At 52.4% G+C, this 17,028-nt stretch carries 13 protein-coding genes; 7 read left to right on the top strand and 6 right to left on the bottom strand.

The genetic code is table 11. From position 1 onward, the window contains the following. The first annotated feature begins 18 nt into the window (after window positions 1–18). A complete protein-coding gene (locus QTO31_RS14700; RefSeq protein ID WP_301429825.1) occupies window positions 19–357 on the top strand; it encodes a hypothetical protein in 339 nt (112 codons plus the stop codon). A 98-nt stretch (window positions 358–455) separates the two neighbouring features. Here QTO31_RS14700 and QTO31_RS14705 read toward each other — a convergent pair whose 3' ends face one another. Beyond that, on the bottom strand, window positions 456–932 hold the full coding sequence (locus QTO31_RS14705) for a GIY-YIG nuclease family protein (RefSeq protein ID WP_301429827.1): 477 nt from the start codon (window positions 930–932) through the stop codon (window positions 456–458). A gap of 464 nt (window positions 933–1,396) precedes the next feature. Between QTO31_RS14705 and purD the strand changes: the two genes are divergently transcribed. Then, window positions 1,397–2,641 (top strand): phosphoribosylamine--glycine ligase, encoded by a 1,245-nt coding sequence (gene purD, locus QTO31_RS14710; RefSeq protein ID WP_301429828.1) that lies wholly within the window; start codon window positions 1,397–1,399, stop codon window positions 2,639–2,641. A gap of 3 nt (window positions 2,642–2,644) precedes the next feature. Beyond that, window positions 2,645–3,271: a phosphoribosylglycinamide formyltransferase gene (purN, locus tag QTO31_RS14715; protein WP_301429830.1), complete on the top strand. Its 627-nt coding sequence runs from the start codon at window positions 2,645–2,647 to the stop codon at window positions 3,269–3,271. A gap of 246 nt (window positions 3,272–3,517) precedes the next feature. On the opposite strand, the gene QTO31_RS14720 is transcribed toward purN, so the two are convergent. Continuing rightward, window positions 3,518–5,191, bottom strand: a complete 1,674-nt coding sequence (locus QTO31_RS14720) for an ABC1 kinase family protein (protein ID WP_301429831.1) — start codon at window positions 5,189–5,191, stop codon at window positions 3,518–3,520. 96 nt (window positions 5,192–5,287) lie between these two features. Beyond that, window positions 5,288–5,683, bottom strand: a complete 396-nt coding sequence (locus QTO31_RS14725; RefSeq protein ID WP_301429832.1) for a diacylglycerol kinase family protein — start codon at window positions 5,681–5,683, stop codon at window positions 5,288–5,290. A gap of 99 nt (window positions 5,684–5,782) precedes the next feature. Here QTO31_RS14725 and QTO31_RS14730 point away from each other — a divergent pair, with 99 nt between their 5' ends. Next, window positions 5,783–6,424, top strand: a complete 642-nt coding sequence (locus tag QTO31_RS14730; RefSeq protein WP_301429833.1) for a histidine phosphatase family protein — start codon at window positions 5,783–5,785, stop codon at window positions 6,422–6,424. 44 nt (window positions 6,425–6,468) lie between these two features. Here the strand turns inward: QTO31_RS14730 and QTO31_RS14735 are convergent, their stop codons facing one another. Continuing rightward, window positions 6,469–7,923: a glycosyltransferase family 39 protein gene (locus QTO31_RS14735; protein ID WP_301429835.1), complete on the bottom strand. Its 1,455-nt coding sequence runs from the start codon at window positions 7,921–7,923 to the stop codon at window positions 6,469–6,471. 316 nt (window positions 7,924–8,239) lie between these two features. Here QTO31_RS14735 and QTO31_RS14740 point away from each other — a divergent pair, with 316 nt between their 5' ends. Genes QTO31_RS14740 through QTO31_RS14750 form a run of 3 tightly spaced genes read left to right on the top strand, consistent with a single transcriptional unit; the run spans window position 8,240 to window position 12,679 of the window. Further along, window positions 8,240–9,328 carry an EfeM/EfeO family lipoprotein gene (locus QTO31_RS14740; protein WP_301429836.1) on the top strand — a complete coding sequence of 363 codons (1,089 nt, stop codon included), beginning with the start codon at window positions 8,240–8,242 and terminating at the stop codon, window positions 9,326–9,328. Between the two features lie 55 nt (window positions 9,329–9,383). After that, window positions 9,384–11,726 carry an FTR1 family protein gene (locus QTO31_RS14745; protein ID WP_301429837.1) on the top strand — a complete coding sequence of 781 codons (2,343 nt, stop codon included), beginning with the start codon at window positions 9,384–9,386 and terminating at the stop codon, window positions 11,724–11,726. A 44-nt stretch (window positions 11,727–11,770) separates the two neighbouring features. After that, entirely contained in the window at window positions 11,771–12,679 is a 909-nt protein-coding gene (locus tag QTO31_RS14750) for a nitroreductase family protein (protein ID WP_301429838.1), read from the top strand. Window positions 12,680–13,202: 523 nt separating this feature from the next. On the opposite strand, the gene QTO31_RS14755 is transcribed toward QTO31_RS14750, so the two are convergent. Continuing rightward, window positions 13,203–15,545: a sialidase family protein gene (locus tag QTO31_RS14755; RefSeq protein ID WP_301429840.1), complete on the bottom strand. Its 2,343-nt coding sequence runs from the start codon at window positions 15,543–15,545 to the stop codon at window positions 13,203–13,205. 79 nt (window positions 15,546–15,624) lie between these two features. Beyond that, window positions 15,625–16,395 carry a hypothetical protein gene (locus QTO31_RS14760; protein ID WP_301429842.1) on the bottom strand — a complete coding sequence of 257 codons (771 nt, stop codon included), beginning with the start codon at window positions 16,393–16,395 and terminating at the stop codon, window positions 15,625–15,627. Between the last annotated feature and the right edge of the window lie 633 nt (window positions 16,396–17,028).

Below are 17,028 nucleotides of genomic sequence, written 5' to 3' on the forward strand. Positions count from 1 at the left end.
CGTAGAGGAGAGAGACCAATGAGCTATCGTCCGAACTATTCTGCGCCACGCTATACTGTTGCTCGACCTTCACAACCGGCGCGGGCCAGCCGTACAGCAGTTGAACCTTCCCTGAGTCGGCTGATGATCGCTGGCTTGATGGTATTTATCGTTCTGAGTCTGGTCGTGTTGTTGGCCGGACGGTTGCCCTTTACTCCGCAACCAGCACCGGTAACCGGTAACACGTATCAGTCCTACGTTAACGAGGCACGCACATTACTCAACAGCTATGGCTACACGATGGAGGGTAAGGTACACATTCCGATTGATCGGGCAATGGATCTGATCGTTGAGCGTGGATTGCCGGTACGGAAATAGGTTACACGAGTTGCATTGCCCCGGCTATGGAATATGAACAGGCGCGGTACAGATGATATACTGCGCCTGTTTGTTATTCCTTCAATTCAAGATGAACATTATGTTATGTTCGTTGTCAGTAACACATGACGCATACGGGCTTCAGGGACTGCATCTACTGCGTAGAACAGGTGACCACCACAACCTGTATCAGAAGCCCCAAAATGCGCAATTGGGCGTGATAGTTCTGGTAATGTTGCCAGTGATTTACACCAGACGCATTCCAGACGTTTATCCATCGGTGATACCCATATCGTCTGTAATGCAAGGTACGGGCGTAGATAGTCGATATGCCAGTGGTGACGTTTGTGGATGGTCATATGCCGCCGAAGTCGGGCTGCCAGGCCACCTGCGCCAAAGGCACTCCCAACATAGTAGTAATGGCCGGGTATCAACGCGAAGGTTCCTAAACGACCGATGGCGATCGTTTCGAGAGGATGTTCTAGCCAGAAATGCAACAAGTAGGTTCCCTTGGCCCGAAGATCGGGAAGTTGGTCAACTTCTGCTGGGGTGAGGGTGAGGATGGTGATTTGCATACGTTTATACAATCTTGACTTCACTGCAAAAAGGTGATCTTCTCACCACAGAGACCACGGAGATCACAGAGACTAAAGACAATTTTATCTTTCATTGAACAGAGGGTTGTGGAAATTTTTTCTTACATGCGCCCAATGGTCAACAATTATCCTTATCATTCATAAATCTTAGACGCTCTGCGTGCTCTGTGTGCTCCGTGGTGAGTTTTTGCAGTGGACTCAATCTTCAATTGGTTCGCCGGGCTAGGTATAGACCAGCAAGCAATAAACCCGATAATCCGGTGTTGGCACGAGCACCTGGCTTGTTTGATAGCGTGTAACGTATCAACTCTTGTAATCGGTACCGATTACGATGAGGCGTCGCCACATCATAATCTGACTTTCGCCCGTCATCCAATAGCGATGATCATGCTATACTTGTCATCACTGGTACACAAGAAAGCATGGATCGTAATGACAAATCTATGAACGTATTACTGATTGGATCTGGTGGGCGTGAGCACGCACTGGCCTGGAAAATTGCCAGCTCACCTGGCTTTACGAAACTCCTGACTATTCCAGGTAATCCTGGTACCGGACGTTACGGCCGTAATGTTCCCTTCCCGCTGAACGATTACCCGGCCCTCATCGATCTTGCGCAGCAAGAAAAGATTGATCTACTGGTGGTTGGGCCTGACAACCCCCTCGCCGACGGTATCGTTGATGCCTTTCAGGCTGCCGGTATTCCGGCTTTTGGGCCAACGGCAGCAGCCGCACGCATCGAGAGCAGTAAGTCGTTTGCCAAGGAGATTATGGCAGCGGTTGGCGTTCCAACAGCGCAGAGCCACGTCTTTGCTTCGGCAACCGAAGCGGCTGAATTTGCCCGCGCCAGTGGCAAAGCCTGGGTGGTGAAAGCAGATGGTCTGGCGTTAGGGAAAGGAGTCATTGTCGCCGAGACCCTTGATGAGACGCTTGACGCGATTGCAAAATTGAGCAGTATTCCCGCCGGTCATCACCTTTTGCTCGAAGAGCGGTTATACGGGCGCGAGGTTTCAGTACAGGCGCTCTGCGATGGTGAACGGCTCTGGCCGTTGCCAACGGCGCGTGACCACAAACGCCTCGAGGAGGGTGATCGTGGCCCTAACACTGGCGGTATGGGCGTGATCGCACCGGTTGATGAAGTGACGCCTGCACTCCTCGATGAGATTGTTACGCGCTGCATGCAACCGGTCATACACGAGTTAGCCGCACGCGGAACACCGTTTCGTGGCTTGCTCTACGCCGGAATAATCCTGACCGCCGAAGGCCCCAAAGTACTTGAGTTCAATGCTCGCTTCGGTGACCCAGAGGCCCAGGCCGTCTTACCACTGCTTGATGGCGATTTTCTCGGAGCGCTGTATTCCTGTGCTACCGGCCAATTACAGCCCAACCTGCTGCGCCGACGTAAAGGATACGCCGTGTGTGTCATTCTGTGCGCTGCTGGATACCCTGGTCGCCCACGCAAGGGTGATGTGATCCGTGGTGTTGAGGCGCTCGATGACGACCAGGTTATGGTGTTTCATGCCGGTACTGCGATTGGCCCCAACGGCCTTTGTACGGCAGGTGGACGGGTTTTAGGAGTGACCGGCCTCGGTTCAACGCTGAAGCAGGCTAGGGAACGCGCCTACGCCGCTGCCGATCAAATCCGCTTCGAGGGCAAACATTTCCGGCGCGATATTGGTCAGGAGTAAGCCGTGCCCAATATCGTCGTTTTGTTGAGTGGGAGCGGTAGCAATTTGCAAGCGCTGCTCGATGCGCAGGCACATGGCGAACTGGTCGGAGAGGTGGTCCTGGTTGTGAGCGATCGTGCTCAGGCGTATGGACTACAGCGTGCGCTTCAGGCCGGCATTGCTGCGGCTCATATTCCACTACTAGCGCCACGGGGACCATTACGTCAGCAATGGGAACAGCGTCTGGCCGGAGTGGTGGCATGCTTTGAGCCGCATCTGATTGTACTTGCCGGCTTTATGCGCGTTCTCTCGGCCTCATTTCTAGAACGCTTCCCTGAGCGGGTGATCAATCAACATCCGGCCCTCTTACCGGATGATGGTGGTGATACCGTAACAACCAGCAGTGGGTTGGTCATTCCAGCGTTGCGCGGCGCCCATGTCGTCGCCGATGCGCTCCGCCTCAGATTGCCTGTCACCGGTTGCACTATTCATCGGGTGACACCACGGGTTGATGATGGTCCCATTCTCGCCAGGGCTGAAGTACCGATCTTACCTGATGATACGGTTGAATCTCTCCATGAACGAATAAAAGCTGTTGAGCGGCGATTAATTGTTGCCACAGTTAATCGTTTGCTCAGCCATACCGACTAAGGGCAACCGTCGGGGCGCAGCGACGCTGCGCCCGTACATCGGGAGGCATTGATCGGGGCAGCACACGGCCCGTTTATACTGAGGATCGCCAACGAAGGAAGCCTCCTACCGGTTGAGGGAAGGTCAGGAGGAGGTACGCAGGCATTCCCTCAACGCATCTATCAGCTTCCGCTAACATTGTAGGTCAGCAACCACGATCACACCAGAGGTATCGCCGGATGTCAACGAACAATCAGGGGCATCTTTTTACTCACGGCGCAACAAAGCCAGTGTCAGCATGATCCCGCCTGTAACCACCCCGCCAACGCCGATGAAGAGCAACGTCCACGGCAAGAGACCGTACCAGTTAAATGCACGCATCGCAATCACCAGCGCCGCAACGCCAACAATAAATGCCGACACAACTAATGCCAGTGCCAGGCGGTTGGCCGCACCGATAAGCGCCGAAGCAACGCGCCGCAATTCAAGTTCACGGGTTTGAAGACGTAACTCACCATCGTTGAGATGTTGCAGACTCTGGCTCAGTTGCATAGGAATTTCAAAGGCCAGTTCGCTCAATTCACGACCACTGGCCAGCGCCTGTGCACCAAGCGCAGTTGGATTGACCTGCTCGCGCAATGCCCGTTGTATGTACGGACGGGCTGCGGCAAAGACATTCAATCCTGGATCGAGCTGCATTCCCAAACCTTCCATCATCACAATAGTTTTCAGCAAGGTTGCCAGTGGCCCAGGAATGACCAATCGATGGCGACGTAGGAGCGCGGTTAGACCCTCGAACGTCTCACGGGCCGAAATCAGCCCCAGCGGTCGATCAACAAAACCCTCAACAAAACGTTCCAGATCGCGCCGTAATGCCATTGTTGCCGAACGCCGTGCAATAACTTCCAGCCGCTCAAGGGCACGTAGCAAGCCCTGACTATCGTGGTTGACCAGTGCTCCCATCATCCAGAGCAACCCCTGCATCGTGGCGTGGTCGAGCGTTCCGACCTGACCAAAATCGACCACTCCCAGTACATCACCGTTGATCACAAAGAAGTTCCCTGGGTGAGGATCACTGTGAAAGAAGCCGTGGGCAAAAATCTCTTCCAGGGTAATATCGAGGCAAGCCCGTGCCAATCGTGGCAGATCAACACTGGCGGCCCGCAATCCGGCAGTATCGTTCAATTTGATACCAACAATACGCTCAGTCGTAAGGATGCGGGTATCGGTATATTCCCAATACACTCGTGGAATGTAAATGTGCGGGTTTCCGCAAAACATTTGCCGAAAGCGCTCGGCGTTGCGTGCCTCTCGTACATAATCAAGCTCGGCGCGCAGCATTGCACTGAATTCCCAAACAATCTCGCACACATTGTATTGGGCGGCCAAAGGCAGACGCTCTTGAGCTATCGCGGCCAGGTCGGCCAGAATCGCCAGATCGGTTTGAATGCGATTGGCAATATCGGGACGCTGCACCTTCACAACCACCTGAGTACCATCGGGTAAGATGGCAGCGTGCACCTGACCGAGTGAAGCAGCCGCGAAAGGCTGTCGCTCAAAGTGGGTGAATATTTGTTCAATTGGGGTTTGAAACGTCGCTTCAATCAGGGCCACTGCCTGTTCACCAGGGAAGGGAGGTACCGTATCTTGTAGCTTACTCAGCTCGCTAATCACATCGGTCGGCAATAAATCAGGACGAGTGCTTAACGCCTGACCCAACTTCACAAACGTCGGCCCAAGCTCAATCAGCGCCTCACGAAGTCGTGCGGCATTGCCAAGAGGCGGCGGCGCCGGTGCTCGTAAAATAACCCGTCGCGGCAATGACAAAAGTGCACTCAGCCCAAGCTGATCCACCAGATAGCCAAAACCGTGGTGGACCAGCACCTGAGCAATTTCACGATAGCGACCGAGATAGCGCGCCTGCCGGACGAGTGGCCACATAATGGGTACCAGATGTACGTGTCGTCAACAACGGGCAACAGACGTAACAGCAGAGGTAGTATAACTCAGTTTCTGAGTTTCCACGTGAAAAACGAACTATGTCATTAGCAGCGTTAGAAGCTTCCACAAACGTGGCCCAAAGAGCAGCACGCCAACGACCACTGCCGTGATTGCACAGAGCAAAACTGTACCGGCTGCCACATCTTTTGCGATACGGGCGAGAGGATGATGCTCGCGGGTCACGAGATCAACGACGGCTTCGACAGCCGTGTTGAAGCCCTCTGCCGCCAATACCAACCCAATCGTCAACGTCAGAACGAGCCACTCCCAACGATCTATGCGTAACACGACGCCCAGACTGACCGCAATCGCACCGATCAAGAGATGAATCTGAAAGTTGCGCTGTGTGTGAACCAGATGACCGATCCCGCGAAAGGCATAACGAAACGCCGCAATCAAGCGACGAGTACTTCGATCAATTGGCGCAGCCATTATACTCTTCCTTGCTAAATCTCTTCATCACAAATGATACCATCTCGGCTATAATGGCGCTGATGACCAGCTTCATTCCGTGTTGAGGGAACGACATCTATGCGACTAATCATTGTCCGCCATGGAGAGAGTGAATGGAACCGAATCAACCGCTACCAGGGCCAGCAAGATGCTCCGCTTTCTGAATTGGGCCGTAAACAGGCAGCAGCCCTAGGTGAGCGGTTGAAACACGAAAAAATTGACGTGGTATACAGCAGCCGACTCCAACGCGCTGCCCATACTGCGCAAGCCATCGTTGCCCATCATCCCGGCCTCGAAATCATTTACGATGACGCCTTACTCGAAATTAATCACGGCGAATGGGAAGGAAAATACCTGCACGAAATCATGGAACGCTATGCCGACGGGCTGCGCGAATGGCGCCAGCATCCAACGCGGTCGCAAATGCCAGGTGGGGAAAGTTTTTCTAACGTGCTCAAGCGGGTACTCGATTTTCGTGAACGGATTTGTCAAGTGCACACCAATCAGACCGTTTTGATAAGCACTCATGATGTGATTGTCAAGATTCTGGTTGCCGATGCGCTTGGCATGAATATGGATCGCATTAATCGCATCTGGGTAACGAATGCCAGTATCAGCGTCATCGAGTACGGCGATGATTTACCCTATCTGGTTAGCCTGAGTGAGGCCTGCCATCTGGGTCACCTGGCAACTACCCGTGAACAGCAGCATGCCTTGTAGATCGCCCTGACCAGGTGAGGTGACCCAGTAGTCACCCCACCTGGTTAGCAATTCGTGGTTAATCGGCAACGGTCGAACAGGATGTCGTACAAGCGATTCAGCACCTGAAGCGGTACCTGAAGTTGATAATAGAGCATCCCATCCCAAATCAACCCCTTTCGCAAATCTGGTCTGATAAACGTCCATTGGGCGATCAGTCCCACATTCCAGAAGACAAACAAAACCGCACCGGCCAATAACGGCTTCCAGCCGACCCGCATCTGCAACCAAGACAGCACGCTGGCCAACCCCAGCACGAAGATCGGTGTACACTCGATCAGACGCCGAAAGCCAAACGATCCGCTTAGATGCCAGGTAGTTCCGAAGGCACCATTGATATAGACCTGCCCCAAAAAACCAACGAACAGGAGCAGTGCCAACGGCCCATCACGCCGAAAGAGCCAGATCAAACCGATCAGGGCTAAAATCAGAATCGGACTCCAGAGCAATGCGCCGTGAGCCGGATGAATCAGCGTATCCCAAAAGTGTGGACTGACCAGAACCGGCAACCATCCGATTGACACAAACGCTAGCTTACTCCCAACCGTTGTCGATGGACCAGGCCGCCCGTTGAGCACCCAGTACGTTGCCAGTTGTGGGGTCAGCGACAAGACAAACACTACGAGAAAGATCAAGTGACCGGTAAACAGCCCGCGTAGTACCGACCACTGCCTGCGCCGCAGAGCCCCGATATAGGCCGCCAGTGCCTCTAAGGCAGGAATGATCAGCAACAAGCCTAACTGCTCACGGGTCATCACCATCAACCCGGCGACCAAACCCAACGTGAACCAGATACTCCAGTGTCGGCGGCCATCACCACGTCCGACCGCACCCTCACGCCCGTACATCCAAATCGTAAGAAAGAGAGCGAAGAGGAAGAAGCCACCAGCGTGCGACCAGGCCATTGCCAGGTAGGTATAGAAGACCAGTGGTGTGGCAAGGAAGATCGTTAGGGTTGCTATCAGCGCCGGTACCTGATCGGTGTAGAAACGGGTCAGGCGGTAGGTCAGCAACAAGCCGAGCAGGCTATACAACGCCGACATCATACACACTGCAACGATATAGGGTCGGCTATAACCATCGCGTGGAATGTTAGCACCGGTAGCATTTACTACCTGCACCCAGAGATCGGCTAATACGAAACCAGGAGTCCACAGCAGTGCCGAGCCAATTGGAGCGACATTGCGCAGCTTGCCGGTCTTCGGATTGGGGTTAGCATCGTCTTGACGTAAAAGGGCATTAAATACCGCCTGATCATCATTCTGCAAACCGATGTCGGCGAAGTGTTGATACTCATTCCTGAAATCGAGATCACGGTCGAAATAGAACGAGCGCAGATAGGCGTAATACTGTACTTCATCGCTCAGCGCGATCCGCGGCAGACTCAGCGGTAAGAGGGCAAGAAAGACCAGGACGATGACGAATGGTCCCAGGTCGCGGTTAGCAAAAAAAGCGCGCATACGTCACGCTACTCCTGGTTGTACAAAGCATGTACGTACTGGTTCGACCATGCAGGATGCCTTCACGCTGGCGGGTATCGCTGGTAGGTAAGCATCCCTCCACACCAATATTTCGTGCAGTGCTGCTCCTTCCCCTTGCTCTGCACGGTGGTATTGTACGACGAATCGGTAAAGCTATCGCGAGTGGCAGGCTTAGCGCGTGGCGGCGAGATAAAACAGTTTTTATTGTTTTAAGTTGACAAACATTAAATATTAGTCTATACTAATAAAGAACTTTATAGAGTACTCACAACAACCTCAAGCCCAGGAAGGAACAATGACGGCACAGCGGTATCTCAACATGCTCTTAATCTGGATGCTCTTACTTCTCTACGGATGTAGCGCAACAAGTGTTGTAGTCACCCCTACCCCGTCTCCTGTAGCAACGAATCTGAATCTTCAGGGCATCAAAGAGTATCTCCTCACCCAAACTGATGCACTTGTTACAGCCGCAACCCAATTACAGACTGCCAGTGATCGCTACTATGAGCTTGCCCAATCGGTTAATTTTGACTATGCCAGGCTCTGGCAGGATCGGCGAAACGATACTATTGCTGCAATTAATGCAGCTCGGGAAGCCTGGATGATTGCCAGCCCGATCTATGAGAAGATGGAAGGAATTGTAGCTGGAACCCCCTCACTTGCCCAGTTTGATGTCGATCTCGATGCAGGAGCTGCGGGTGATGAAGATCCAGAAAATGCAGTCTCATTTGATTTAGTTCTGCCAGACGGTCGCATACTCCCCAAACCAGGCAATTTGTTTGGCGTCACTGAAAGCACACTCTGGGGAACTGAAACAGCCTTTGCTAGTCAGGTAAAGGCTGATTGGAATGAGGACGGCACCATCGAATTCGGGGAAACACTACCAGATGCCAATGTCTTGAAGGCTGGAGCTGATCTATTAGTCAAGATGGCCAGAGAGCTTGATACCAGTGCGCGGGCCTGGACGCCAACCGAGTCTGACGCCTTTACTGCTCTGGTCGTGATGGTACCAACGATGAGCGAATATTTCGCCTCGTGGCGCGATTCGCGGTTCGTATTAGGTGAAGCATCTACCCAACGCGATTTCAATGTCATTTCGCGATTGGCCGATATTCAAGATATTCTGAGCGGTCTTGAGGTGGTTTATGCCCAGATTCGATCGCGGATAGAAACGGTTGATCCCGATCAGGCCGCACAGATTGCCAATGGCCTGCGCAATTTGAAAGCGTTTGTTGCTGATATATACGCCCAAGAGCGTAGTGGTCGCCGCTTTACTCCTGAAGAAGCTGATACATTGGGTGCTGAAGCGCAAAACCTTGCAACAGCGATAACCGGTCAGATTAGTCAGATGGCCGGAGTACTCGGGATAAACCTCGCTGAATAATGAGCGCTTAGTGAAGCTGACACCGGTTGTCCTGTGTTACCATGAAGGTTGTTGTATGGAATATCGGCCAATTTACCGTATAGCACGCACGAACTTCATCTGGCTTTTCTTGATCGGCGTTATCGTATCTTTGATAACGCCAGGTACATTCGCTCAGACTCCATCACCCGGCCAGATTGCCGAACATATTCGAGCTTCACTGATCCAGATTCAATTAAATGAAGCAAACAATCCAACCACAGCTCAGGCTCACTTGAATGAGCTGTATCGTCAATACACTGCTATCAGGTCGGATATAGTTCACTATTCTGTCACTGCCGACAATATCATTCAACACGGTTTTCGCTCAGCCGCGACTGCACTGGAAACGTCTGATATGTCCGGCTTCGCGGCTGCACGAGCGCAAATCTGGACGGGTTTGCTCTATGGCGGGTATAGTGTGGTCACAGGGGCATTGCAACATGGTGATACGTCGACAGCTCGCCGGTGGCTGAGCGTGCGTGAGTTTCGCCATGCTAATCGCTTTGTTCGACCCAATGCCGACGCTACCAAAGCGGTATATGCGGCAGTAGACGGCATTCTGTCGCCGGCAGAGGCCCTGGCAGCAGTACAGACCGATCTGCTAGATACGTATCAGGCACGTTTGCAAGAATCTCTGCAAAGCCTGGCAATTGCTGATCAGCAAGGCTTTGCCAACCGACGTGCTGAAGCGGCGGCTCTCGCTGCTGGCTATTTTACAATTCTGGCGCCTGCCTATGCCGAACAGCGGGGCGAAACAGCACTTATCCTAGCTCAAACGCTCTTTTCGGAGTTGCAGCAGGAAGCTTCTACCGGTCGACCTGTTGCCTTACGTTTAGAAAGTGTGCAGGAATTGTTGCGTGGTTTTCGAGCCGCACCACTCAGTCCTGCCGAGCAAGTACGGCGGAGTGGTCAGCTTTTACGTTTCTTGCAGCTCGTTCCAATTGAATATGAGCGCGGTGTCCGAAATGGTCAGGTAATCATTGATCTTGAGATTCGTGAGGCAATCACCTTCTTTACTGGTGCACAGGCAGCGTTCACCGACCTGCGTGATCTCCTGGAAACGAGAAATCCAGCCTTAGCAGCCACTGTGGCTAATCGTTTGGCGGAACTCGGTACTGCGTTGGCCAACGCTGGTAATCGTAGTCAGGTTACTGATCCGGTAACGATCAAATCGACTACTGAAGCGCTTCTTGCCGATCTACGTGAGCTATTGCCGCCAGAGTGGCAACGACAAAACAGTAACGCGGACTTTGATGTTATTCGTACCGCTCTCGACCAGATGGAACAAGCCGTGCGTGCGGGCGAATATGCGTTGGCTGAATCGGCTCGTTTAGAGGCATACGCAATTATGGAAATCGGACCGGAAGCGAAGCTTATTGCCTTTGCGCCACAGTACAAGCCAATTATTGAAGGCTATTTCTGGTATGGGCAGAACGAACACAAAGGCCTGGCATACCTGATAGAACAACGGGCCGCACCATCGGAGATCGCCGCTACACGCATTGCCCTCGATAAGGCACTAGCCGAGGCTGAACAGGCTTTAGCTGGTAGCAATGCACCTCTGGCCGTTACAATAAACTCTGCTGTGATCGTATTTCGTGAAGGTCTCGAAGCAGTTCTTATTTTAGCGTCACTGATGGGTAGTCTCAGAACGCCAGTTCAACGACGATTCCGTCGTCCCATCTGGATCGGTGCTTGCCTGGCAATACTGGCAACCGCGTTAACGTGGCTTTTAGCGCAGGGTACATTAATGGCGATGGCTCGCTTCGGTGAAACTCTGGAAGCTATTGTTTCACTGATTGCTGTTGCTGTATTACTGTTGATTACCAATTGGTTCTTTCACGATGTCTATTGGAAAGATTGGATGGCTTCTTTCCATCAACAAAAGAAACAGATTATCGGTGGGCAAACTGGTCAATGGATCGGTCTTATCACTCTTGGTTTCGCCAGTATCTATCGTGAAGGGTTTGAAACGGTGCTCTTTCTTCAGGCGTTGATTTTAAGCGATTCGATCACCACGGTTCTGGCAGGTGTTGCTATCGGACTGGCGCTTACCACTCTCGTTGGACTGGCGGTGTTTATCATGCAGATGAAGCTGCCGCACAAGAAAATGTTGATTGTTACCGGCATTTTGATTGGTGCTGTCCTTCTCCAGATGGTCGGACATACGGTCAACGTATTGCAAGTTATCGGCTGGCTACCGATACACCCAATACGTTGGCTAAACTTACCTTACTGGACTGGTTTCTGGTTTGGCATATATCCGACCTGGGAAGGAATCGGTCTACAATCCGCTGCAGCTATCTTCGTTATTGGAAGCTATTATCTGGCCGAATATTTGCATCGACGTGAGCAACGCTACGGAATGGCACATTAACGAGTTGACGTTACCGGACAGTGAAAAACTGAGCTGAAGAATCTATGACAGAATCTCACGATCCAATTGCACAAATTGCGGAAGCAGCCATCAAACATATGAACAGTGATCACGCTGATGCGGTTCTGGACTATGTCCGTGGTCTGGCTGGCATAACTTGGGCTAAACGGGCATTAATAACACGCCTTGATGCCAGTGGAATTGAGATTCAGGCCATCGGTGACGGTCGTGAAACGACTATTTTTCTACCATTTGAGCCGCCACTAACCGATACCGAACAGCTGCGACCCGTACTTGTTGCTATGGCGCAAAAGGCTCGCCAGCTTGTATCTTCTGAGATTTGGATAGAGTCGCCATTGCCGATACGCTCGCCAGAACTTCCTCAGCAATTGCTCAACGCTATTGCATCACGCCGCAGTTTTGCCCTTAAGGAGCTTTCCCCCGATCCGATTGATCTGGAAGCAGTAAAATTGATGCTTGAAGCCGCCAACTGGGCCCCAAGTCATGGTCAAACTGAACCATGGCGTTTTGCTGTTTTCAGTGGAGATGCCCGCCATATGCTTAGTGAAGCTTTTGGTACGGCATTTCGTCTTCTAAATCCAGATCAGCCACCTGGAAGCTCTGGTGAAAAATCACAGCGCCAACGGGCATGGCAGGCACCAGTCTGGATCGCTATCGGTATGCAGCCAAATCCAAAACGACCAGAGTGGGAAGAACTGATTGCTGTAGGTTGTGCTGTTCAGAACCTGCATCTGATAGCCAGTGCATTAGGGCTTGCCGGAAAATGGATGAGTGGCGGCTGTGCGGTTCATCCACATGTTGCCGGTGCTATAGGATTTGCTCCGGAAACACGCTTACTGGGTTTCTTCTACGTTGGCCGTCCTGTGAACCATGAATGGCCTCGTGGTCGCCGCCGTCCACTGACAGAAAAGGTCGTCTGGTATAGTGACTAATCAGAGTAAGGATCGTTCTATCACTGCCAGAAGAGATAACCAGGGTTCTTCGTATTGCGTATTGCGAAGGGTGATCACTTATTCCCCTTAATCCGCTTCCTATCATACACAGGACGAGGAAGGCGTAAGTGGAACAGCATCTGGGCAGGAAGGCAAAGCGGGAGTTAGCTTCAACGACCACTCATCGGGTGCGGCTGGAAACTTGCTCACTACATCAGTAACCAACGTTCTCTACCGTGTGATGCCGGGCATGCCTGTCGCGACGACAATGCCTCTCCGAACACTCGTCGTCACAGCACAACGAATGAAACCAGGCCGATAGATGTACGGGAGCAGCGGCGCTGCACCCCGACGACGGTGCCCCACCTTATCTGAGGGGCAGTTCGCAAACTGCCCCTTCCTTCGGTATACTTCAGATAGGCGCTCAGTTGCGGCAAAACCCTTGAGCGTGCCGCAGCTATGCTGCAAGCACGCTCAAGCTGGTGGAAGTATCGACTCTCAGAACCCCCAACTGAACGCCAGTCTATCGTTGGAGCAGTGGCACATACACTTTCGGGAAAGTCACCTGATCGAGGGTGATGGTGGCTGCCGGTAAGAGAGCGGCACTGAGACTGCTGTTAGGACCAGCACTACCGCTCACACTCGGATTTCCGGCGCCATCGAGTATACGAGCATACACGTAGTATGGTCCTGGTGTGAGCTGATCTTCCGTTAAACCGCTGGCCAGACTCCACGTAATAGTGAAGCTGTTGCTATCGCCGGGAGCTTCAACCGGGAACCAAACGAGATTCGGATCATTTGCCGGATCGGCAACCGGAGTACGGCTGTTGGCTAGCCAAACCCCCCAGAAACCGCGCCCGGGGTAGAGGTTATCGGTTACCGCGATATTTGTAAATTCAAGATTAACGATAATCGTTGCACTACCGGGAATTGGCAGTACCTGCAAACTACCGCCGTTGAGTACAGGTGGTGTATTGTCGTAAATAAGGGTACGGTTAATCACTATCGAGTTATTGAGGGCATCGCGGATCCGAATTACTACCGGTAACGAGCCTTCGGTCACTATGTCGGGGTAAGGTAGGATATTCGCAAACCGACCGTCGCTAATCGTCATATTACTTACACTATTAAGAACTGTCGTGTTAGGAGCCAGGGCAAAGTTTTGCAAACCGCTACAATCGCCGAGGTTGCGAATTTCGACGTAGACGGATTGGATGCGAGTATAATCGGGGTGTCCATCATTCGCCCCACCCTCGCTGATCAGGTCGGCCGGTGCAAGCGCAGTAAACGGCGAGGTTCGCAGGCGTGAGAAGGGATTACCAACCGTCACTCCGGCTAACACACCGGTATCGATCACAACTGCATCTGAACGCACTTGATCGATGAGATTGTTCGCTGTACGACGCAATTGTGTATACAACACTCGTTCCACACAACCAGCATCAGTTCGCAGTGAGTCAGGAATAGGCACTGTCAGGATACTGGTCGGGCCAGTTGGATTAAACGGCTGCCAGCCACCCGAGTCATTTTCAGTATCGGTCGGCGGTGCTCCCCAACGCCAGCGCACTTGATCAGGGAGATTCGTTGTACCGAGATCGGGGAAGGTAACATTCACCGAAACTTTACCATCACCCCCGATAACTGGAGCATCATTTTCAATTTGTGGACGCGAACCAAAGATGGCGCCGGGCGCCCGGAATAAGACGTAACGGGGAAGTGGTACGGTGCCCTGGAATAATTCATGAACGACGTGCATGTAGCTCCGCACTCCGATTCGAGCATCACCCCACGCATTGAATACCGGTGCAACGGTTGGAGCACTGACAACGGGGAGGAAACCTTGATTTACTGGCCTGACAGCATAGAACAGTTGGTTGACATTACGATTGGTACCCTGCCGAATCCAGGCGAGATGTAGATTCCCCTGTTGGTCGTAGTCAACGTTCACCCGGCCATCACCTTTACCACTAATTAATTGAGTTGCCGTCCATGGGCCACTAAAATTGCTGACCAGCTTTTCGGCAAAGAAGATTCCATCATCTGCCCCACGAAAGGCAACCACGATGCGTGTATTTGGCGCCGGATCAGAACTGAACGAAACACTGGCATCGGCAAAGACTGCTGATGTGCTACCGTTTACATCAACCGGCGGATTAAAACCGGTGCCATTCCAGAGCGCAACCATAACGTGCAATGGACGTGGCGTATCACGGGTGAAGGTAATTGCCAGCTCGCCATTTGGCCCGGCAGCCATTGCAGTTTGTGACTTGTAGGCCAGTGCTCCCGGTACCGACCCTACGGCTGACCATGTCGTTCCTCGGTCGTTGGAATAAGAAAAGTTGATATTTTTGTCGTCACGCCACGCAGCGACGATCTGACCGTTTGTACGCACCGCTAGAGCCGGTTCGACCGCGAACATATGACCACGCATCACTTCAAACGTTGCTGGATTCCATGCGCCGCCCGGTTCACGACGACGGAACTGGATCGTTTTCGCGACTTGATCGATCCACAGCACATAGACTTCGCCGGTAGGTGCAGTTGTAACAGCCGTCTGGTACCAATCTTGCGCCTTTCCAGTAAGAACTGAACCAAGTGCTATTGGCGCCGGAAAAACATTATCTTCTTCGCCTTTAATCCAAAGTTTGACCGTGCCATTATTCTCTGATGAAATGCCGTCGGTAGCACTTACATACACACCATTCGCATCAACAGCCAGTTGCGGGTACTTGGTATTGCTGGCCGGAAGATTGGTTTCAAGGACGAAGCTGGCACCTTCTTGTGCTTGTGAAGGAAGCGGTGATACGCCAACCAGTACAACAACGATGCAACACATTATGATGATGAGCGAAGGTAGACGCATCATAGGAGTGATCTCCTGTAGAGAATGCAATGACTTTCTCATATGTGGGTATGTCATCAAGATCAACGTATGAGAGTGTCGGCTATGGTGTGACGATCACATCATCGAACAGGATGCCACCAATGGCACGGGTGTAGACCCCAACTTGCCCTGCCGGTAACGGTTGGGCATCGTTGGCTTGCATCAGCAGCTTGCCATCGAGACGGGCGGTCAGGGTGTTCCCGCGCACCTCCAGCTCGATCACGTGCCACTGGCGCGGGGCAAAGCCCGGCCCCTCCACCGTTGCCAGCGGCGTCACTACCCCATCCACCACCTTTTCTAGCGCGTATTTCGGCGTTGCCTCGTACTCGCGCTTCAGCAGGCGTAGGACATAATAGCGCGCCTCGTAGCCAACCTCACCCTGATAGCGAGCGACCACCCCGGCAATCCCGTTAAACTCATCGTAGAAACTCACCCGCACGACACCATCGGTGAACGTGGTGGGCGCCAGCAGCGTGACCTGGGCGAGCGAGCTGTTGCGCAATTCACCGGCAAAATCCTGGCGCAAGCGGCCATTGTCGATGACCCAGTTGGCACGGTCTTCAGGTAAGACGAAATCAAGCTCGACGGACTGCCAGACAGTCAGGCTGTCGGCAGTAGCGAAATCGGCCACGAACTGCGGACCGGTGGCCAGGCTGGCGGGGACGGTCGGGTTGGGGCCGATGGTGGGAGCTGGTGGTTCGGGCGGATACTGCAAGATTGGCCCTCCCTCTTCGGCTTGACCGGGACGGAGCGCCAGCCACAAGCCTCCGATGATGACCACTACCACCAACAACAGTGATGAAATGAGCAGGATAGGTCGGCGGTTCCACATCGTAATCCTCCTTGCAGATGAAGTATACCGACATTGTACAACGTAGCCGACGATATTGATAGAGACAGCATATAACGAAAAAGTACTGAAAACGGTAAAAGTTTAGCGCTAAATTTATTTGAGGAGCGAGCAGCGAGACGTGAGGAGAGTCGATGTTCCTGATGCTGTACTGTAATGTTAGGACATAGGAGCAATACCAGATGAGGAGCAACAAGCTGCTGATAGTTATATAACGCAGGAGTGCGTCAAAAGATACGCCTGCTATCAAAAGTATCTCTTTCAAGTCTTCATACCAAACTAAACCTGATACATCATATCGGATGCACGTACTGCTGGCCCACATTTAGTCTGTCGGGTGAATCAATGATAGTCACAATGGCTCAAACGTAATCGTTTGGTTTTTGCAATAAGTTCTTATCAAACCTGTATGCTACAGCTTATGGCCGTACAAGGATTAAGCGGGGAACTGCATAGTCACGTCAAATACGAACGAGATATTTCGCTTGCTTCGGTGGCTTGCCGGTCAGGTGGATGGCAGTCATCATTATTTGTCGTAATCTATTGCGGGCGACAACGACATACAATGAGGGCGGGTTGGGAACCCGCCCCTACCGGTATGCATGAGAAGGTTAC

This window comes from Chloroflexus sp. MS-CIW-1 (assembly GCF_030444705.1).
GTDB lineage: Bacteria > Chloroflexota > Chloroflexia > Chloroflexales > Chloroflexaceae > Chloroflexus.